The following is a 15,615-nucleotide window of genomic DNA, read 5'->3' as shown; positions in this document are numbered from 1 at the left end:
ATGATCACCGAGACGTTCGGGCCGGAGTACGTCCGCCCGGCCGAGAGGGACTGTCCCAACTGCGAGTGCTGTACGGCCCGTCTGTGCGAGAAGGGCGCGACGTCCATCCTGGAGTGCTTCGGCCACACCGCCACCGAGGACACCCGGAGGGTTGTCGCCGGCTGTCCTTGCTCGTCGGAGGAGACGAGCGGCACGGCCGCGTGGCGGGCCGGGAAGATGCGCGCGACGATGCGGGCCGAACTCAATCCGCTGCCGGTCGACGTGGAGGCGGCGCTGCGCTGCGTCGCAGCTGGCGAGTTGGTCGCCGAGCACCTCGACCAGATGACCCCGCTGGGGCTGCTCCGCTACGTCGCGTTCGTCGACTCCCGCCCGGTCATCACCGAGCTCGGGGCCACGTACCTGGCAGCCCGGCGCGAGCCGAGGTTCACCACCCCTGTGGAGGTGGAGATGGTCGACGTGGCCGCGCGCACGGCGCGGGTGATCGTCGTTGGGTGGAGCCTGACCGAGCCGGCGACCGTGCTCCTGGACCAGCTCATCAGTGCCACCGGCCTGAAGGCCGAGGAGCTGCCGGGCAAGTTCCTGGAAGCCACGGCCAACTGCTACACCGAGCACGCCGACGACCTGGTGCTCACGAACATCACCCTGGCGCCGCCGCTGCCGTCGTCCTGGACGGCCGGAGACATCCCCCTGGTACAGGACGAGACGGCCGACGCCGACCAGCCGCAGGGGCGCGTGGACGGCGCCTCGTCGGGTGGTGAGGCGTGATGGAGACCTTCCCCCTGTTCGAGGTCGAGGCACCGCCCCCGGCCCCGCTGGCCGAGGGCGAGGAGGCGACGGAGGAGGCGCTGGCGCCCGCGCTGGTGGTTGTCGTGCGCGGCCTGCCCGGTCCCCAGGGCAGTAAGCGGCACGTCGGCGGCGGCCGCATGATCGAGTCGTCCGCGAAGGTCAAGCCGTGGCGCGAGGCCGTGGTGTGGGCGGCGGTCGCGGCCCGCACAAGGAACAAGGGCTTTACGAAGCTGGACGGGCCGCTCGCGGTCGACATGGTGTTCACCTTCGACCGGCCGAAGGGGCACATGGGCTCCGGCCGGAACGCCGGCCTCGTGCGCCCCTCGGCGCCGGTGCGCCCGCACGTCAAGCCGGACCTGAGCAAGTTGGTGCGGTCCACGGAGGACGCGCTGACGACGGCCGGGGTGTACGGGGACGACGCGCTGATCGTGGAGTACCGGCAGCTCGGGAAGCACTACACGACCGACCACGGCGTGGTGCCCGGAGTCCTCGACGGCCCCGGCTGCACCGTGCGCCTTTGGCCCATCGAGCGGCCGAAGGCGGTGGAAGAGTGATCACCAGGGAGGACATCGCCGCCGCGCTGGACGGCGCCGACCGGTCCAATCTCGCGGTCGCCCGCACCCTGGGCGTCAGCCCGGCACGCGTGCGCCGGGTCCGGGCCGCGGCCGGGGTGCCGCCGTACCAGCGCGGTCGCCGGCGCTCCTGCGAGACGTGGCAGGAGGCATTCGAGACCCGGACCGTGGCCGTCGAGGGTGGCCACCTCCAGTGGACTGGGCCGACGAACGAGCACGGCACCCCGCTGCTGCGGCACGGCCTGGAGGCCGAGACCGCGTACCGGTACGCCTTCCGGATCCACCACGAGCGGGAGGCGGAGGGGAAGGTCGGCCCGTCGTGCGGCTACCCCCGGTGCGTGGCAGGTGCCCACCTCGAGGACCGCGTCCTCCGTGAGGAGCGGCGTGCGACGGAGCAGCGGCAGGCGCCGCGCGGGGTGTTGGTGCCGCCGGACTGCGCGACGTGGCACAGGGACGTGGACCTCGTGGCAGTCGAGCGGGTCACGCGGGGGGACCACCCGCTGCCGGAGTTGACCGAGGTCGAGCAGCGGTACGCCGTGGTCGTGATGACTCGCGACGCCGGCATGGGCGCGGAGGAGATCGCGGAGCGGCTCGGCATCGCGGAGCGCACGGTCACCCGGTGGCGGGATGAGGCGGGGCTGACCAATGACCGCCCTTGACCTCCTGATCGTCGTGGACGTGTTCATCACGGTGGCGACCACGGCGCCGGTGTGGGGTCCAGCGCTCGCCGTCCTGCTCGCGGCCGCCACCTGGTGGCGGCTGCGCCCGACCGGCCGTCACCGCAGCGGCCGGCCTCCCCTGCGGACAACCGTCCGGACTGCTGTCCGTGAGGTTGTCCGCCACCTCGCGGACACCGGTCCGGACCCGGCCGCGAACGATGCGCTGATCTGCGCGGACACGCGTCCGGACGTGTCCGCCGAGCACTGTCCGGCGGTGTCCGGACACGACGAGGAGGGAGAGCGCTGATGCCTCGTCCGACCCACTACGGCCCGCACCGGGCCCCGGACACCGTCGCGCGGCCGACGCACTGGGACCGGCGTGCCGCGTGCCGCCACGAGGACCCCACGGTGTTCTTCCCGGAGGGCAGCGAGGCCGACGTCATCGCGATGACGGCCATGGCCAAAGAGATCTGCCGCACCTGCCCGGTGTCCGGGCGCTGCCAGATCGAGGCCCTGGAACGGCGCGAGCCGTTCGGCGTCTGGGGCGGCCTGGACGAGCACGAGCGGGCGGAGATCCTGCGCCGGGCCGCCGAGCACGCCGCCGCCCGCTTCAAGGAGGAGGCCGCGGCGAAGGAGGCGGCCGATGCCCAGGCGCCGGCCCCGGCAGCAGCCTGACCCCCCGCCCGCCGGGCTCCTGGACTGGACGGACTCCCGGCACTGGAGCCAGCAGGCCCGCCCCTGCCGGTACTGCGGGGAGCTCACCCAACTCCGGGACTCCCAGCGCAGGGCCGCGCACAAGACGTGCGCTGAGGCCGCCCTGACGCAGCAGCACCAGGACATGGCCGCGGCCTACGAGAACGAACGACTGACCTGACCAGCACCACCCCGAGAACGGAGCCCTCGTGGCGATCACCGACAAAGAGATCCGCACCCGCTTCGCGCCGCCGGCGGCCGACGAGGCGCGGACGGCCATAAAGGCCCGACTGGCAGCGGCGGCGCAGGAGTTCGCCCTGCTGGTCCACGAGCTGGTGCCCGGGTCGCGCGAGGAGTCCGAGGCGATCTCGTCCGTGGAGCTCGCGTTGTGGTGGGCCCAGGCCGGAGTGGACCGCCGTGTCCAGCCTCGCGCCCAGACTTCACGGCTCGCGCCCGTCGACGCGGAGGCCGCCTGCCTCGCAGCCATGGCCGAGGCGGACATCGCGTCTGCACCCGGGCGGGTGTGATGGCCCTGGTGCTCACCGGGCTCGGCCCCGGCGACGTCGCGGAGGCAGTGGAGTGCCTGATCGCGTGCGCGGAGAGGTCCACGGAGCCGGAGATGTCCGCGTACAGGCGGCACCTGGCCGACCTCCTGGGCGATGCCCTGGAGACCCTGCCCACGCCCACCGGGGAGGTGGAGGAGTGATCGGCCCGGCCGGTCTGGGGCCCCTGGTGGGCGACCTCCTGGACCACCTCGTCGCTGGCGAATTCGACGGGGCCGCGGCCGTCCTGGACCACGTGGTCCAGGACGGGGACGACGCCGACGTGTACGGCCTGTGCATCGCGGCTGCCGAAGCCGTACGGACCGCGCTGCAGGAGCCCGCTCTGGACGGGCCCCTGTGCGGGCTGCTCACGGAGGGCTCGGTGCCGGCCCATCCGCACCGGCTGGTCGCGGCCCGGTTCCTGGCCGCGTACGGGCGGGGGGACCGGGAGATGACCGTTGCCCTGTTCCGCGCCGCCGCCGAGGCCGGCGACCCCCTGGTGCTCACGGAGTTCGTGTGCGCCCTGCTTGCCCTCGTGTCCGGCCTGCTGCGGGCCGGGCTCACCAACCCTTGCACCGAGAGGACTTGACCATGTCCAGCACTACCGCCCGTCTGGCCACCAGCTACCGGCCCCGACTGCGGGGCGAGGACCGGGCCCGGGTCGCCCGCGAACTCGCCGAGGGATACGACGCCGGGTCCTCGATCCGGGCCCTGGCCTCCGGGTCGGACCTGTCGTACGGCACCGCGCGCACCCTGCTGCTGGAGGCCCAGGTCAAGCTGCGCGGTCGCGGCGGCTCCCGCTGACCCTGTCCGGACACCTGTCCCGCCGGTGTCCGGACACCCCTTCTTCCTCGTCCCCGGGCGCGGTCGTGTGCCCGGGGAGTTCCTCGTCCCACACGCGGAGTCTCCTCATGACCTCACCCCAGCAGCCGGATGCCGTGCGGTACTTCCACGGCGGCGTGCCCGGCCTCAACCCTGGTGACCTGCTCGCCCCGCACCGGCCCAACACCGTAGACGGCTGCCCGATCTGCGCGGCGAAAGCCGCCGGCGAGCAGCCGATTGTGCCCGGCCTGGGCAACGTGGACCCGCTCACGGAGCGGCCGGACCGCATCTACATCACCACGGACCGGGAGTACGCCCGGTTCTACGCCTCCAAGTGGTGGCTCGGGGACCTGTACGTGGTCGAGCCGTTGGGGGCGGTCGAGGAGTCGACGGAGGACCTGTTCCCCACCTGGTGCGCGCAGGGGGCGGTTGTGGTCTCGGTGGTGTCCAGGGCCGTGCGCCTGACCGACAGGCAGCGGCGGACGCTGCTGCGCCGGTGGGGCGCGCTGGAGGACGCCGCGAGGCGTGAGCGGCTGCGGATCGTTCCTGGGGCCGGTCAGTGACGGGGTGGCGGGGAGACGGCCCGTAACCCATCCTAGTGTTGCAACTTGACCATGCAACATAGGAGTGCAACATTAGGCAACGAGTTGGGTGGGGCGTGTGGACGTCGCCCCGACCGCACTCGACTGCCCTGACCAGCAACGACGAAGAGAGCGCGCATGGCCAGCACGAGCACCGACCGCGTGCAGACCGTCCGTAACGCATGGATCAATCGCCTGCGTGACGAGGTACTGCGCACGGGGCGTGCCGAGGTCGCGAAGTGCGCCAGAGTCGGCGTGTGGATCGCGACGTACGCGGACGCCGACGGATCAAGCGCCTTCCCCTCGAACGAGACCCTGGCAGCCCTGGCCGGTTGCACCGACGAGACCGTGACCCGGGCCGTGAAGGTCCTCGTCGCCGTGGGGCTGTTGGTTCGCCGGCGCCGCCCCAACAGGTCGTCCATCTTCCAACTGATGCTGCCCCCCGGCCGCCTGGCGTGGGACGCCCACCTGCACCTCTACACCGACACCCGCCAGGCCCGCCGCAAGAAGGCGCAGAAGGTGCAGGAGATCGAGGAGCAGCGGAACCCGTCGCGGAACGGTTCCCGGAACCCGTCCTCCACAGGGGTTCCGGAACCCGTTCCCGCCGGGGATTCCGAAGAATCCGGAAACCGTTCTGGAACGGGTACGGACACCGTTCCGCACCGGGTTCCGGAACCCGTTCCCGCCGGGGGGGACCATTACCCCCCTACCTACGGTAGGGACCCAGACACCCACCACGACACGGTTGCTGTAGTACCTCAGCCACAGGACGCGGGTGCGCGAGGCGGCGACGAGCAGGGTTCCCCGGAGGAGGGCAAGCCGTGGGGGAGCTGCGCTCACCCGGGGTGCGGGGTCCGGCTGATCCGCGCCGCGAACGGCGGGCTTTGCCACGGTCACCAGAAGGAGGCCGAGGGGGCCCAGCAAGATCCCCAGGCGCCGGTGCAAGGGGCCTTCCTGACACCGATGCCCTCGGGTCCCACCGGAGGCACCGCAGCCCCGCAGGCAGGCACGCAGCCGTTCAAGATCCCCGCACAGGACCCCGGCGCCCCGCTGAGGCTGTGCCAGTGCGGGCGGGAGCACCGGGCGCACAAGCCGACCGACCGCTGCCCTGACTGCCAGTGGGCCCAGCACGCCGAGGCGGTAGGCCGATGAACCGCACCCCGCTGCCCTCCCTGGTGACCGTGCTGCGCACCCTCGGCAGCTACGGCGAACGCCTTTCGCCGGCGGAGGCCACCCCGGAGCAACTGGCCATCGTGTCCCAGGCCGTCGAGGAAGCGCGCCGCCTGCTCGCCAACGCCCACCGGCCCGCCCCGGCCACCGGGTGCACGGCCCACCCCAACGGCCCGGTCGACCCGACGGACGGCCTGTGCCTCCTGTGCCGCCGCCGCCGTCACCTCGCCCGCCTCCAGGCCGAAGCCGTCGACCGTGACCTCGGCGCCGTCGCCCGCACCCTCGCCGAGCACGGCGAGACCGAGGCCGTACACCAGCACGGCGCCCGCGCCGTCGCCCGCGCCCAGGCCGCCGCCGGCCGCGGCACCCACAAGTACCCCCCCAACGCCCGCCCGGCCGCCCTCGCCGCGCGCCAGGCCGCCACCGAGACGGAGGCCCCCTGATGCCCGGACGTCGTGTCGAGCCCCACCCCCAGGAGCAGCAGATCCGCGCCCTGCTGGAGCAGGGCCTGCCCAACACCGAGATCAGCCGACGCCTGTCCGTCGGGCCCCGCGCGGTCGCCCGCATCCGCGAGGAGGCCGGCATCCCGGCCGTGCCCCGCAACGCCTACCGCCGCCCCCAGCACCCAAAGCACCAGGAGATCCTGGCCCTGCTGAACGAGGGTTACAACGACGCGGAGATCCGGCGCCGGACCGGCGCAGATGTCGGCACCGTCGCCCGGATCCGCCACGAAGGCGGGTTCGGCCGGGCCACCCAGCCTCGCCCCTCCCGGCCACACCCGAGGGACGCCGAGATCCGCGCCCTACTGCGACACATGAGCAACAACCAGATCGCCCTGGAGCTCAAAGTCGACCGGGCCGCCATCCGCCGCATCCGGGGCGAGGCAGGCATCACGTACATGCCGCCGAAGCACAGCAGCGCCGAGGAGAAGTGGGCCGGCCTCGTCCGCCAGGTCGAGGGCGGACACCTGGAGTGGCTCGGGGAGCGGGCCGGCGGCAGCGGCACCCCGGTCATGCGCTTCCGCGAGAAGTCCGTGAGCCCGGCCGGAATCGCATTCACGAAGCGCACCGGCCGCCCGCCGGTCGGACAGGTCCGCGCGGAGTGCGAGTTCCGGCACTGCGTCGCCCCGGCCCACGTGGACGACGAGCCCGGCCGCCTGCGCGTACGGGAGCAACTGCGCGCCATCACCGGCGCACCCGAACGCCCCAAGGTCTGCCGCTACGGCCACGACCAGGCCGCCCACGGCCGCCTGGAACCGGACGGCGCCCCCTACTGCGGCGTCTGCAAGCGCGACCAGAAACGCGCCCACCGTGCCCGCACCACCTGACCCGACCGCCCACCCCTGGAGACCCGCATGTCCCTGATCACGCGCGACGAGGCGACCGGACTGCGCCGCGGATTCATCCGGTACCCGGACGGATCCCCGCCCGAGCTGGACGGCTGCCGCTGGTGCGGCACCCCGCACGAGACCCACGGGCTGCGCTGGAGCGACGCCGCGAGCTGGCACCAGTGGGCCCGCCCCACCCACGCCCAGGTGGAAGCCCGCGCCCGCGCCCACATCGTGCACGGCATCCCGCGCCCTGCCCTCCCGGCCGGCGCCGCACCCTCGCTCCTCGAGGCCGCGATCGGCGCGTTCCAGACCGCCAACGACCACATCCGCGACGGGTGCACCACGTGCGCCCCGGCCGCCCGGCTGCCGGACATGTGCCCGGAGGGCCAGCACCTCGCGCTCGCCGCCGTCCACACCCTGGCCACCGACCCCACCGACGGACCCGAAAGGCAAAGCCCGTGAACCGCTTCACCGTGGGGCTCCTCCTGGGAGGCATCTCCGGAGGCTTCACCTACGCCCTCACCGCCGACACCACGCCCGCCGTCGTCGTCGGTGCGATCGCCGCCGTCCTCACCTGGCTCGGCCTGGCCACCTTCCTTCTCGCCGACGACTGACCCGAAAGGCAACGCTGTGCCCACACGAGACTTCACCCGCGACGAACTCGCCGCCCTGGGCGTCCCCCCGGACAGCCCCGAGGACGTCCGGTGGTCCGAGACGCTGCTGGCCGACGAGCCGATCGCGACGCTCAAGTACACGCAGAAGCGCCGCGCGGTCGTCCTCGCCGACGACGAGCGGACGTACGCGGTTGAGTACGAGGCTCCGATCGACGCCGGCGACCACGAGACCGGCCCGGCGCCTGACGGCCACGGCTGGCACGGGGACACCGTCCAGGCCGTCCAGGTCATTCGCCGGCCCGTGGTCGTCGACCAGTGGACCCCCTACGTGCCCGCGTTCCACGACGGTCCGGACAGGTCCGTCCTCCAGGAGCTCACCGAGATCTATGAGGAGGGCGGCCTGCGCACACGTGACGCCCGGCAGAACGCCGCCGAGCTGCTGGCCCGGCACGCCGCCGAACTGGGAGCCACCGCCCAGCACCTGGTCGTGGAACGGGGGCCCGGCCGGTGACCCGCCTGTCCCGCGCGCTCCTGGCCGTCTACCTGGTGGCGTTCGTCTGGCTCGCGTACGTCTCGGCCGTCTGCCTCCAGCACCAGGCGCCCGTCCAGGCCGCCGCGTTCTACGCCACCGCTACGGCCCTCGCCGTCGCGGCCGGCAGGGAGTGGCGGCACGCCACCACCCGCCAGGCCGCGGCCGTCCGTGCCCGGCGCTCTCGCCCGCGCACCTACCCCAGCGACCTGGAGGCGGTCCTGCGCGCCGAGCTCGCCGGCGCCTGCCGCTGCGAACGGTGGTGGACCACCCTCGGCACCGACCACGACCCCACTTGCCCGCAGCAGACCCACGCCACCAACCACCGACAAGAAGAGGAGAGTTGACCATGAGCCCCACCGACACCGTTCTCCACCACGTCACCGAGGCCCTGCTGACCGAATGGCACCAGCGCGTCGAGGACGGCATCGTCGCCGACCCGGCCGCCCACTGCGCAGCCCTGGCCGCTGCCGCTCTCGCCCAGATCGGCCACCGTCCCGCTCCGGCCGCGCCCGCCGGTACCGAGCTGCCGCCGTACAGCGGCCCGGACACCCTGTGCGCGAAGTGCTCCCACGACCAGGCCATCACCCGCTACCGGGCCGAGGGCGAGCACGGCACCGACGAACACGGCCCCTTCGGCCGCTCCCGCCGAGGGGAGCGCTTGGAGCGCCAGTGCTGGAGCTGTGACTACGTCTGGGACGAGGCACTGAACCCGCCCGCCGGCGATCCGCGCCTCATCGACGTCCCCACCCTCGCCCGTGCGCTGCAGGAGGCCCACGACGGGTGGGCCCTGGACCTCTCCCCGGAGTGCGCCGAGCACATGGCCCGGCAGCTCCTGGGCAACCTCGTCGTCTACCGCAACCACGTGCCCGACGAGGAGCCCGCCGCGGCCGACGCCGAGGACGGAGCAGCGGCATGAAGCGCGTTCGCCTGGACGACATGACCACCGACGACCTGGACGATCTGTATGCCCGGCTGGAGGCCGCCGAGGCCCTGGCCGAACGCCTCTCGTACGCGGACCCTCACATCCGCCGCGCCCTGGAACAGCTCCCCGAGCGCTGCCGGTACCACGGCGAGCGCCTGGACCCGGATCACTACTCCTGGGGGCGGGAAGCCTGCTGCGACACCGGCACCCCCTCGCTCCTCCGGCGCCGAGCGCTCGCCGCCCTGGACCAGCTCACCGCCCCGCCCCCGGACACCGGTCCGGACACGTCCACGGACACCGTCCCCGCGTCCGGCGGCATCGTCCGGACACCTGTCCTCGCCGGGGAGACCGTGGACTGCGGCCCCCTGCCCACCAGCACGGACAGTGTCCGGACAGGTGAGGACACGGACACCGAGGACACCGGACATGGCGTCCGGATCCAGTACCGCGCCCGCGTGCCTCGTCACCTGGTGGGCGACGCCGTCGCGGAGGCCCTGGGCATCATCGCCCGGGAGACCGCGCCCCGTCCCGAGGAGCCGGCCGCCATCGACCCTCCACCTGATCACCTCTGACGGCTACGCTCGCGCACTGTGGGACAGCGCCCCCGTGCCCCCGCCCTCCGAGCCCAGGGCGGGGGCACACCCCCGTCCGGCCCCTGAACACACGTGACCCCCCGCAGCCGACTGCGGGGGGTCACGCGCGTCACACCGTAGGGATCACAGCAGCCTGTCCGTCACCGCCTCCAGCAGCGCCGTGTTCGCGGCCGTGTCGTGTCCCAGGACGAGCGACTGGTGCGGCAGGTTGGCCAGGACGCCGGCGAGGCCGGCGGCCGGGCGGCCGGTCGGCAGCAGCCGGAACACGTCCGGGTACCGGTCCTCGGTCTTGGCGTTGAAGAAGTCCCGGTCCTCGACGGTCCGGTCCTCGTCGGACACGGCCGGGACGGCGCCGGCCGTGATCCGGGGGAACAACAGCGCGGCAGCCCGGCCCTCCCGGGCCAACCTCATGCCCAGCATCGTGTCGAGCTGGTCGGGGAAGAACTGCGGCTTGAGCTCCTTCCCGGACGACTTCCACAGCGGCTTCCGCTGGTCCGCGAGCAGTGCGTCAGTGACCCGCTGGTGCTGGGTGGGGTGCATCTGCTCCCCATCCCGCAGCCGGTCCCGAAGGATGTCGTACAGCCCCATGGCGTCCAGCAGGCCGAACCCGATCGCGGCCGCCGACGGCCACGGCAGGATGCGCACCGCCCCGTCCTCGACGCGTACGAACACCCGGTCGTTGGCGAGCAGCCCCCACCCGGCCCGCGCGAGGAGGAACCCGACGGTGGTCTTCCCGGCCCCCTTGTCGCCCAGGGACAGGACCGCGCTCCCGTCCGGCCGGGTCACGGCCGAGGAGTGCAGGATCTGCCACCCGTCGTGGAGGAGCTGCCCGCGCACCATCTCCCGCGCGAGCCGGGCCGCGGCCGTGGCCACGGCGGTCTCGTCCGCGCCCAGGACCGTCATCCGGCGCAGGCCGGGCTCCCACCGGTAGGCCATCCCCGCGTCCGGCTGCACGGCCCGGACCACCCCGTCCCCGTTGACCGCGTACAGCATCCGGTCGTTGGCGTACTCCACCTCGGCGTGCTGGTCGCCGGTGACCCGCCCGGTCAGAGCAGCCACCTCGCCCGGGTCGACGTCGGCGACCACGACCGGCCCGGCGACGTCGGCCGCGTCCACGCGCTCCGCGTTCCACCACGAGCCGAAGTACCGCACGGCCCAGTCCGTGACGGACTCTGCCCGGCTGGTGACCGTGACGGCGTACCCCTCGGCGGGCGTGATGCGGGTGGCGAACATGTCGGTCATGCGGTCCTCTCCTTGATCGTCTGGTGGAGCTGGTCGTACGCGGACCGGATCTTGACCTCTGCGGCGTCGAGCTGCCGGGTCTCACCGGGGTCGAGGGGCGGGATGCACACGGTGGGGCGGCCGGCGGTGAACCGCAACGGGATTCCGAGCCACCCGGTCCTCCAGGAGGTGGACAGCTCGATCACCCCGTCCGTGTGCCCGAGGGTGTGTTCCAGGGCGGCCAGCGTCGCGCCGGCCGGGCCGCACCTGGTGCGGCCGATCCCCGCGTTGATCCGGCCGGGACGGGCCGCGAGCTCGTCGCGGACGGCTTGCACCGGCACGGGCACGGGCCGGCCGTTGACCGTGGTCGAGGAGGCACAGATCACCGCATGGGTGCCGTGCTCCCCGATCACGTGCCCGGCGACCGCCGACGGGGACACCGTCAGCAACCGGGCCAAGATGAGGCGATATCGGGCCGTGTCGGTGTTGGAGCCGACACCGAACACCCGGTCACAGCCGGACACGGCGGCGAACAGTCGGCTCATGACGTCCACCGGGTTGGTCACCACGACCACGACGCCCCGGTAGCCGGCGAGCGCCCGGCCCAAGGCCGCGATGAGGGGGCCGTTCGCGGTGAGCCCGGCCATGCGGATGTCGCTGGTGGCCCGGTTGGTGAACTGGGCCCGGGGGCATACCACGACCGCGTCACAAGACCGCATCCGTTCGAGGTCGCCGTGGACCACCCGTACGGGGGAGCCCGTCACCTGCCCCATGTCCTCCAGGTCCGCGACCAGTCCGGCCGCGGAGCCCCCGCTGCCGGAGGTGATGACCACCTCCTGGCACCACCTGGTGGTGAGCAGCAGTGCGCCGAGGGATTGGCCCACGGCCCCGGCACCGATCACGCCGACCCCGCTCATGCGACGACCCCCCACACGGCGTCATCCAGGCACACCCGCCACCAGGCATGCGTCGACGCCCGGCTGGCCATGGACACCGTGGCGTGGTCCAGCATCTGCACCACGGCCTCCGCCCGCTCGACCACGGCCGCGGCGAGGGCCGGCAACGGCAGACCGGGCGGGGCCGACAGGTACGTGGTCAGGATGTTGACCGTGTCCATCAGCCACAGCAGGACGAACCGCCGCAGCCAAGCGTCCCGTTCGTCGGTCTCCAGGTCGGCCGTCAGCCGGGCCGTGAACGCCGTGATCCCGCTCAGCACCGCGCGGGAGTCCTCGCGCGAGGGAGCACCGGCCACCAGGCCGAGGACCGTACGGGACACCAGCTTGGCCACGTCCGCCCCCGGCCAGCCGCGTTGCAGCCCCGGGTCGAGGAACACGATCGGCCCGTCCACGTGGCCGGACGAGAACACGGCGTGCTCCGGCTTCAAGTCGCCGTAGATCACCGGCGGGTACGGCACCGCCCGCAGCGGCATCGCACGCAGCCGGTCCACCACCGTGCCCAGCAACTCACCGTGCCCGGTGCTGCGCAGATACGGGCCACAGCCGGACGTGAACTTCCTGCCGAACGTCTCCGCGATCGAGCGCTCCGGGATCGCCACCCGGTCCACCCGCGCGGCGAACCCCGGCCGCTTCAGCCCCCTGCCGAGCTGGTCCATGACGCGCCCGAGGAGCACGGACGTGCTGTGCGGGTCCCGCGCCACCAGGTCACCCAGCGACCGGCCGGCCACGGGCTCCGTGAACAGCACGCCCCCGCCGCAGCCGGCGACCCTCGGCACCAGCACCCCGGCCGCGGCCAAGGTCTTGAGCTGCTGCGCCTCGCGCCGCACCAACGAGTCCGGCGCCTGCGCGTAGGCGGCCTGGGCAGCCTTCACCGTCGGCCAGTCCCCGCGAGCTCCGCGCAGCACCGACACCAGGGAGGCGCCCAGGATCGGCAGCTTCCCGTACAGCGGCCGCCCGTCGACCTGGACGCACTGCACGTAGCTCGTGACGCTCGGGGTGGCCTGCCCGGCCTGGACGGTGGAATGAGGCCACAGGGCTTGAGCGGCTTTCACGGTCTGGGCCGCCGCGTACGCCAGCACCTCCTCGGCCGGGGGCGGCATGAGCCCCTGTTCCCTCGGGGCGGGTACGGTCAGGGCCATAGGGATCCTCCTTCGGCCAGCGGACAGCCCGGAAGGCACACCGGATGCGGTAGCACTCGGCCCCCGGGTGGTCACGCAGACACGGAATGTGACCCCTGAACCCTCCAGCCGGCGAAGCGGTCTAACCCCTAGGTTTCCTATGGGCGTTCACGTGCTCGACTCCCACGCCCCACCCGCCCCGGCTCATGACGGCCAGTGCTCCGGGCCGCCGCCTCGCCACTCGATCAGTTCCGACCGGGCAACGGCGACCTCGTCCAGCCCTTCCAGGCCGGCCCGCCGCAAGAACTCAACCAGGTCCGCCAGATTGAACGCGAGCCCCAGGATCTGGCCGTCCACACGCACCCGGCGCCCGCCGGTCGGGCTCGGCGGGTGCACGATCACAGGCAGGCTCCCAGACATACCCCCACCCTCCGCTCAGTCTCGGCCAGGCGCATCCGGACAACGTCCGGACACTGTCCAGACGCGCAGCGGCCCTCTCCCTCTGCGGGAAGGGGGCCGTTCTGCGCGCCTCCGCAGCAATAGGAACGCGGGTTCTATTCTTGTAGGGCGGTGTCCGTCCACCGCCTCCACGACAGGACCGATCATGAGCAGACCCATCCCATCCCCGCCGCCGATCTACGCCTCCAGTCAGGCCGGCCCTTGCGCGAAGTGCCACCAGACCATCCAGCGTTACGGAGTCGGCGGGAACCCCCTCTGCCCCACCTGCCGCGCGCGGGTCGAAGCTCTCCGGGCGAAGAAGACCGCCCCCGCCTGACAGTCCGGCGGCGTCCGGACGACGACGGCCCCCTCCCGCGCGCTGCGGGTAAGGGGGCCGTCTTCATGAGGTTCAGCGCGATCGCGCGATAACGGCCGGGCGGACGTCCACGGCGCCCGGCCACGCCGGTGAACTACTCGCCGCCCCCCTCGTCGTCGGCCTCGCCCTCCCCCTTGCGTGGCCGACTCGACCAGGTGCCGGTATGGCCACGCAGGATGTCCTGGACGGTCCCGAGGGAGGTATGCACCTCGGCCGCGATCTTCCGGTAGGACATGCCATCGGCGCGGAGGCGGCGCACGGTGTCGTCACGCAACGCCTTGAGTCGCTTGTTCCGGTTCGGTTGATCTTTGAGCAGCTCGTTCACCGCTCGCGCGCGGGCTACGGGGTCCTCCATCGCCTCGACTTGATCAAGCGCGTCTAGCACCCGCCGCACCTCCTCCGTGGGCTCCTCTGTCACACCCATGCCCCTCAATCCGGGCGGGTCGCTTGCGCCAGTGTATGGAGTTCCATACGCTAGCGGAAGCGACTCAGCTACCGGGGTCGCACGTACAAGTCGGCCCCCGGTCGGGGCCTAGGAAACGCCGACCGGGGGCCACGTCAGATGGAGCTGACGCATGGCCCAGATTACTGATCGGAAGCCGGAGGACGTCCAGGAGGCGGCGCGGAGCGTTGTGCTCGCCGTCGCGGACCACCTCACGGCCACGAACCCGACCGACGTCCTGGAGCGCACCAACCTCCTCGTGTGCGTCGGGGCGGAGGCATACCTCCTCGCGGACCGCAGCTACAACGGCAAGGGGCAGGCGATCTCCCAGGCCGCCATGGACCTGGTGCCGGAGCTGACCGAGGGGACCGCGCGCGGCGCGTACGCCGAGCTGCTGCGCGAGGTCCTGGCCGCGAACGGGGGGCAGGCATGATGACCACCCTCCTGGAGCGCGCGCCTCTGGCCGCCGGCCACGAGTGGCCCGACGGCGACAACGACCGGGCCATTCCCCGCATCCCCGGTATCCCCGCTCCGCGCACGGAGCCGGTGCCGGTGCCGGTGCCGGTGAAGATCCCTAAGCAGCCCGGCCCGGCACAGTCCACGGGCCCGACGTGCTGCGGGCGGAGGATGCGCCGCGACGGGCAGCAGCTTGTGTGCTCGAACTGCGGCGGGTGGACCGACGCCGGGGTCGCGCTCGTGACCGTGGCGCCGGCCGCCGCCCGCCAGTGCGGCACCTGCCAGGGCCAGGGCGGCAAGACCGTCGACACCTCGTCCGGCGGCGTGACCCGCAAGCAGTGGAAGACCTGCGCCGACTGCCGGGGACGGGGGACGCGCTGATGAGCAACGCAGCCAAGCTCCTCGCCGAGGCCCGCGACGCCTACCGCAACGCGGCCCCGCAGCGCGACCAGGCCAACGTCGCCGCCGCCACCCAGACCGCGCGCCAGAGCGGCGCGCAGTCAGCCGGAGCCGACAGGGGTGGCCGCTGATGGGCCTCCTCGACCGTCTGATCGGCAATGACCGAAAGCTCGCGGCCACGAAGTACGCGGGCCGTGAATCCGCCTCCGACCGGGCCGCCCGGGTGCGGCAGCACCAGCACCGCGCCCGGGGGGTCCGGGAGGCGGCCCAGCAGGGCCAGGCGTGGGAGGACGCCGACCGGCAGCGCGAACGCACACGCGGACGCCGGTAACCACCTCCTCGCCCCCGCCCTTGACCGGCCGGGCCCACCTCGTGTGGGCCCGGCTCTCCGTC

At 73.0% G+C, this 15,615-nt stretch carries 29 protein-coding genes; 24 read left to right on the top strand and 5 right to left on the bottom strand.

The window, feature by feature from the left end:
- The 20 genes from AB0D45_RS02805 (at nucleotide 1) to AB0D45_RS02710 (ending at nucleotide 9,795) form a co-directional block, all read left to right on the top strand.
- Nucleotides 1-765, top strand: coding sequence for a hypothetical protein (locus AB0D45_RS02805; protein ID WP_362454993.1), 765 nt, complete (start codon nucleotides 1-3; stop codon nucleotides 763-765).
- Nucleotides 765-1,340 (top strand): RusA family crossover junction endodeoxyribonuclease, encoded by a 576-nt coding sequence (locus AB0D45_RS02800; RefSeq protein ID WP_362454992.1) that lies wholly within the window; start codon nucleotides 765-767, stop codon nucleotides 1,338-1,340. Before AB0D45_RS02805 ends, AB0D45_RS02800 begins: the two co-directional genes overlap by 1 nt.
- A complete protein-coding gene (locus tag AB0D45_RS02795) occupies nucleotides 1,337-2,017 on the top strand; it encodes a helix-turn-helix domain-containing protein (protein ID WP_362454991.1) in 681 nt (226 codons plus the stop codon). Before AB0D45_RS02800 ends, AB0D45_RS02795 begins: the two co-directional genes overlap by 4 nt.
- The gene (locus tag AB0D45_RS02790) at nucleotides 2,004-2,324 is read left to right on the top strand and encodes a hypothetical protein (protein WP_362454990.1); all 321 of its coding nucleotides are present in this window, start codon (nucleotides 2,004-2,006) and stop codon (nucleotides 2,322-2,324) included. Before AB0D45_RS02795 ends, AB0D45_RS02790 begins: the two co-directional genes overlap by 14 nt.
- On the top strand, nucleotides 2,324-2,692 hold the full coding sequence (locus AB0D45_RS02785) for a WhiB family transcriptional regulator (protein ID WP_362454989.1): 369 nt from the start codon (nucleotides 2,324-2,326) through the stop codon (nucleotides 2,690-2,692). The genes AB0D45_RS02790 and AB0D45_RS02785 overlap by 1 nt, the downstream gene beginning before the upstream one ends.
- A complete protein-coding gene (locus tag AB0D45_RS02780) occupies nucleotides 2,661-2,891 on the top strand; it encodes a hypothetical protein (RefSeq protein WP_362454988.1) in 231 nt (76 codons plus the stop codon). The genes AB0D45_RS02785 and AB0D45_RS02780 overlap by 32 nt, the downstream gene beginning before the upstream one ends.
- Before the next feature lie 28 nt (nucleotides 2,892-2,919).
- A complete protein-coding gene (locus AB0D45_RS02775) occupies nucleotides 2,920-3,237 on the top strand; it encodes a hypothetical protein (protein ID WP_362454987.1) in 318 nt (105 codons plus the stop codon).
- Nucleotides 3,237-3,416 carry a hypothetical protein gene (locus tag AB0D45_RS02770; RefSeq protein WP_362454986.1) on the top strand — a complete coding sequence of 60 codons (180 nt, stop codon included), beginning with the start codon at nucleotides 3,237-3,239 and terminating at the stop codon, nucleotides 3,414-3,416. Before AB0D45_RS02775 ends, AB0D45_RS02770 begins: the two co-directional genes overlap by 1 nt.
- Complete coding sequence (locus AB0D45_RS02765; RefSeq protein ID WP_362454985.1) at nucleotides 3,413-3,841, top strand: hypothetical protein; 429 nt, start codon at nucleotides 3,413-3,415, stop codon at nucleotides 3,839-3,841. Before AB0D45_RS02770 ends, AB0D45_RS02765 begins: the two co-directional genes overlap by 4 nt.
- Nucleotides 3,842-3,843: 2 nt before the next feature.
- The gene (locus AB0D45_RS02760) at nucleotides 3,844-4,056 is read left to right on the top strand and encodes a helix-turn-helix domain-containing protein (protein WP_362454984.1); all 213 of its coding nucleotides are present in this window, start codon (nucleotides 3,844-3,846) and stop codon (nucleotides 4,054-4,056) included.
- Between the two features lie 107 nt (nucleotides 4,057-4,163).
- Entirely contained in the window at nucleotides 4,164-4,637 is a 474-nt protein-coding gene (locus AB0D45_RS02755) for a hypothetical protein (protein WP_362454983.1), read from the top strand.
- 156 nt (nucleotides 4,638-4,793) lie between these two features.
- Nucleotides 4,794-5,807: a helix-turn-helix domain-containing protein gene (locus tag AB0D45_RS02750; RefSeq protein WP_362454982.1), complete on the top strand. Its 1,014-nt coding sequence runs from the start codon at nucleotides 4,794-4,796 to the stop codon at nucleotides 5,805-5,807.
- Nucleotides 5,804-6,268, top strand: coding sequence for a hypothetical protein (locus AB0D45_RS02745; protein WP_362454981.1), 465 nt, complete (start codon nucleotides 5,804-5,806; stop codon nucleotides 6,266-6,268). Before AB0D45_RS02750 ends, AB0D45_RS02745 begins: the two co-directional genes overlap by 4 nt.
- A complete protein-coding gene (locus AB0D45_RS02740; protein WP_362454980.1) occupies nucleotides 6,268-7,152 on the top strand; it encodes a hypothetical protein in 885 nt (294 codons plus the stop codon). Before AB0D45_RS02745 ends, AB0D45_RS02740 begins: the two co-directional genes overlap by 1 nt.
- A gap of 27 nt (nucleotides 7,153-7,179) precedes the next feature.
- The gene (locus AB0D45_RS02735; protein ID WP_362454979.1) at nucleotides 7,180-7,617 is read left to right on the top strand and encodes a hypothetical protein; all 438 of its coding nucleotides are present in this window, start codon (nucleotides 7,180-7,182) and stop codon (nucleotides 7,615-7,617) included.
- The gene (locus AB0D45_RS02730) at nucleotides 7,614-7,769 is read left to right on the top strand and encodes a hypothetical protein (protein WP_362454978.1); all 156 of its coding nucleotides are present in this window, start codon (nucleotides 7,614-7,616) and stop codon (nucleotides 7,767-7,769) included. The genes AB0D45_RS02735 and AB0D45_RS02730 overlap by 4 nt, the downstream gene beginning before the upstream one ends.
- Before the next feature lie 16 nt (nucleotides 7,770-7,785).
- On the top strand, nucleotides 7,786-8,280 hold the full coding sequence (locus tag AB0D45_RS02725; RefSeq protein WP_362454977.1) for a hypothetical protein: 495 nt from the start codon (nucleotides 7,786-7,788) through the stop codon (nucleotides 8,278-8,280).
- On the top strand, nucleotides 8,277-8,645 hold the full coding sequence (locus AB0D45_RS02720; RefSeq protein ID WP_362454976.1) for a hypothetical protein: 369 nt from the start codon (nucleotides 8,277-8,279) through the stop codon (nucleotides 8,643-8,645). The genes AB0D45_RS02725 and AB0D45_RS02720 overlap by 4 nt, the downstream gene beginning before the upstream one ends.
- Before the next feature lie 2 nt (nucleotides 8,646-8,647).
- Nucleotides 8,648-9,217 carry a hypothetical protein gene (locus AB0D45_RS02715; RefSeq protein ID WP_362454975.1) on the top strand — a complete coding sequence of 190 codons (570 nt, stop codon included), beginning with the start codon at nucleotides 8,648-8,650 and terminating at the stop codon, nucleotides 9,215-9,217.
- Nucleotides 9,214-9,795, top strand: a complete 582-nt coding sequence (locus tag AB0D45_RS02710) for a hypothetical protein (protein ID WP_362454974.1) — start codon at nucleotides 9,214-9,216, stop codon at nucleotides 9,793-9,795. Before AB0D45_RS02715 ends, AB0D45_RS02710 begins: the two co-directional genes overlap by 4 nt.
- A gap of 144 nt (nucleotides 9,796-9,939) precedes the next feature.
- Here the strand turns inward: AB0D45_RS02710 and AB0D45_RS02705 are convergent, their stop codons facing one another.
- The 5 genes from AB0D45_RS02705 to AB0D45_RS02685 form a co-directional block, all read right to left on the bottom strand.
- The gene (locus AB0D45_RS02705) at nucleotides 9,940-11,058 is read right to left on the bottom strand and encodes a hypothetical protein (protein WP_362454973.1); all 1,119 of its coding nucleotides are present in this window, start codon (nucleotides 11,056-11,058) and stop codon (nucleotides 9,940-9,942) included.
- A complete protein-coding gene (locus AB0D45_RS02700) occupies nucleotides 11,055-11,954 on the bottom strand; it encodes a lactate dehydrogenase (protein WP_362454972.1) in 900 nt (299 codons plus the stop codon). Before AB0D45_RS02700 ends, AB0D45_RS02705 begins: the two co-directional genes overlap by 4 nt.
- Entirely contained in the window at nucleotides 11,951-13,132 is a 1,182-nt protein-coding gene (locus AB0D45_RS02695; RefSeq protein ID WP_362454971.1) for a hypothetical protein, read from the bottom strand. The genes AB0D45_RS02700 and AB0D45_RS02695 overlap by 4 nt, the downstream gene beginning before the upstream one ends.
- Nucleotides 13,133-13,315: 183 nt before the next feature.
- Entirely contained in the window at nucleotides 13,316-13,531 is a 216-nt protein-coding gene (locus tag AB0D45_RS02690; protein ID WP_362454970.1) for a hypothetical protein, read from the bottom strand.
- Between the two features lie 488 nt (nucleotides 13,532-14,019).
- Nucleotides 14,020-14,343 carry a hypothetical protein gene (locus AB0D45_RS02685; RefSeq protein ID WP_362454969.1) on the bottom strand — a complete coding sequence of 108 codons (324 nt, stop codon included), beginning with the start codon at nucleotides 14,341-14,343 and terminating at the stop codon, nucleotides 14,020-14,022.
- Between the two features lie 157 nt (nucleotides 14,344-14,500).
- Here AB0D45_RS02685 and AB0D45_RS02680 point away from each other — a divergent pair, with 157 nt between their 5' ends.
- The 4 genes from AB0D45_RS02680 to AB0D45_RS02665 are packed head-to-tail and all read left to right on the top strand — an operon-like array spanning nucleotide 14,501 to nucleotide 15,553.
- Nucleotides 14,501-14,800, top strand: coding sequence for a hypothetical protein (locus AB0D45_RS02680; protein ID WP_362454968.1), 300 nt, complete (start codon nucleotides 14,501-14,503; stop codon nucleotides 14,798-14,800).
- On the top strand, nucleotides 14,797-15,204 hold the full coding sequence (locus AB0D45_RS02675) for a hypothetical protein (protein ID WP_362454967.1): 408 nt from the start codon (nucleotides 14,797-14,799) through the stop codon (nucleotides 15,202-15,204). The genes AB0D45_RS02680 and AB0D45_RS02675 overlap by 4 nt, the downstream gene beginning before the upstream one ends.
- Nucleotides 15,204-15,353, top strand: coding sequence for a hypothetical protein (locus tag AB0D45_RS02670; RefSeq protein WP_362454966.1), 150 nt, complete (start codon nucleotides 15,204-15,206; stop codon nucleotides 15,351-15,353). The genes AB0D45_RS02675 and AB0D45_RS02670 overlap by 1 nt, the downstream gene beginning before the upstream one ends.
- Complete coding sequence (locus AB0D45_RS02665; RefSeq protein WP_362454965.1) at nucleotides 15,353-15,553, top strand: hypothetical protein; 201 nt, start codon at nucleotides 15,353-15,355, stop codon at nucleotides 15,551-15,553. Before AB0D45_RS02670 ends, AB0D45_RS02665 begins: the two co-directional genes overlap by 1 nt.
- Nucleotides 15,554-15,615 lie beyond the last annotated feature (62 nt).

This window comes from Streptomyces sp. NPDC048352 (assembly GCF_040651895.1).
In the GTDB taxonomy this organism is placed as follows: domain Bacteria; phylum Actinomycetota; class Actinomycetes; order Streptomycetales; family Streptomycetaceae; genus Streptomyces.
This window is presented reverse-complemented; position numbering and strand designations above follow the sequence as displayed.

Excerpts from the sequence above, each read along its gene's own strand:
- AB0D45_RS02790 (WP_362454990.1), top strand. The coding sequence starts at position 2,004 with ATGACCGCCCTTGACCTCCTGATCGTCGTGGACGTGTTCATCACGGTG.
- AB0D45_RS02805 (WP_362454993.1), top strand. The coding sequence starts at position 1 with ATGATCACCGAGACGTTCGGGCCGGAGTACGTCCGCCCGGCCGAGAGG.
- AB0D45_RS02665 (WP_362454965.1), top strand. The coding sequence starts at position 15,353 with ATGGGCCTCCTCGACCGTCTGATCGGCAATGACCGAAAGCTCGCGGCC.
- AB0D45_RS02750 (WP_362454982.1), top strand. The coding sequence starts at position 4,794 with ATGGCCAGCACGAGCACCGACCGCGTGCAGACCGTCCGTAACGCATGG.
- AB0D45_RS02710 (WP_362454974.1), top strand. The coding sequence starts at position 9,214 with ATGAAGCGCGTTCGCCTGGACGACATGACCACCGACGACCTGGACGAT.
- AB0D45_RS02715 (WP_362454975.1), top strand. The coding sequence starts at position 8,648 with ATGAGCCCCACCGACACCGTTCTCCACCACGTCACCGAGGCCCTGCTG.
- AB0D45_RS02700 (WP_362454972.1), bottom strand. The coding sequence starts at position 11,954 with ATGAGCGGGGTCGGCGTGATCGGTGCCGGGGCCGTGGGCCAATCCCTC.
- AB0D45_RS02745 (WP_362454981.1), top strand. The coding sequence starts at position 5,804 with ATGAACCGCACCCCGCTGCCCTCCCTGGTGACCGTGCTGCGCACCCTC.
- AB0D45_RS02705 (WP_362454973.1), bottom strand. The coding sequence starts at position 11,058 with ATGACCGACATGTTCGCCACCCGCATCACGCCCGCCGAGGGGTACGCC.
- AB0D45_RS02770 (WP_362454986.1), top strand. The coding sequence starts at position 3,237 with ATGGCCCTGGTGCTCACCGGGCTCGGCCCCGGCGACGTCGCGGAGGCA.
- AB0D45_RS02780 (WP_362454988.1), top strand. The coding sequence starts at position 2,661 with ATGCCCAGGCGCCGGCCCCGGCAGCAGCCTGACCCCCCGCCCGCCGGG.
- AB0D45_RS02680 (WP_362454968.1), top strand. The coding sequence starts at position 14,501 with ATGGCCCAGATTACTGATCGGAAGCCGGAGGACGTCCAGGAGGCGGCG.
- AB0D45_RS02740 (WP_362454980.1), top strand. The coding sequence starts at position 6,268 with ATGCCCGGACGTCGTGTCGAGCCCCACCCCCAGGAGCAGCAGATCCGC.
- AB0D45_RS02755 (WP_362454983.1), top strand. The coding sequence starts at position 4,164 with ATGACCTCACCCCAGCAGCCGGATGCCGTGCGGTACTTCCACGGCGGC.
- AB0D45_RS02785 (WP_362454989.1), top strand. The coding sequence starts at position 2,324 with ATGCCTCGTCCGACCCACTACGGCCCGCACCGGGCCCCGGACACCGTC.
- AB0D45_RS02760 (WP_362454984.1), top strand. The coding sequence starts at position 3,844 with ATGTCCAGCACTACCGCCCGTCTGGCCACCAGCTACCGGCCCCGACTG.
- AB0D45_RS02670 (WP_362454966.1), top strand. The coding sequence starts at position 15,204 with ATGAGCAACGCAGCCAAGCTCCTCGCCGAGGCCCGCGACGCCTACCGC.
- AB0D45_RS02690 (WP_362454970.1), bottom strand. The coding sequence starts at position 13,531 with ATGTCTGGGAGCCTGCCTGTGATCGTGCACCCGCCGAGCCCGACCGGC.
- AB0D45_RS02675 (WP_362454967.1), top strand. The coding sequence starts at position 14,797 with ATGATGACCACCCTCCTGGAGCGCGCGCCTCTGGCCGCCGGCCACGAG.
- AB0D45_RS02800 (WP_362454992.1), top strand. The coding sequence starts at position 765 with ATGGAGACCTTCCCCCTGTTCGAGGTCGAGGCACCGCCCCCGGCCCCG.
- AB0D45_RS02735 (WP_362454979.1), top strand. The coding sequence starts at position 7,180 with ATGTCCCTGATCACGCGCGACGAGGCGACCGGACTGCGCCGCGGATTC.
- AB0D45_RS02695 (WP_362454971.1), bottom strand. The coding sequence starts at position 13,132 with ATGGCCCTGACCGTACCCGCCCCGAGGGAACAGGGGCTCATGCCGCCC.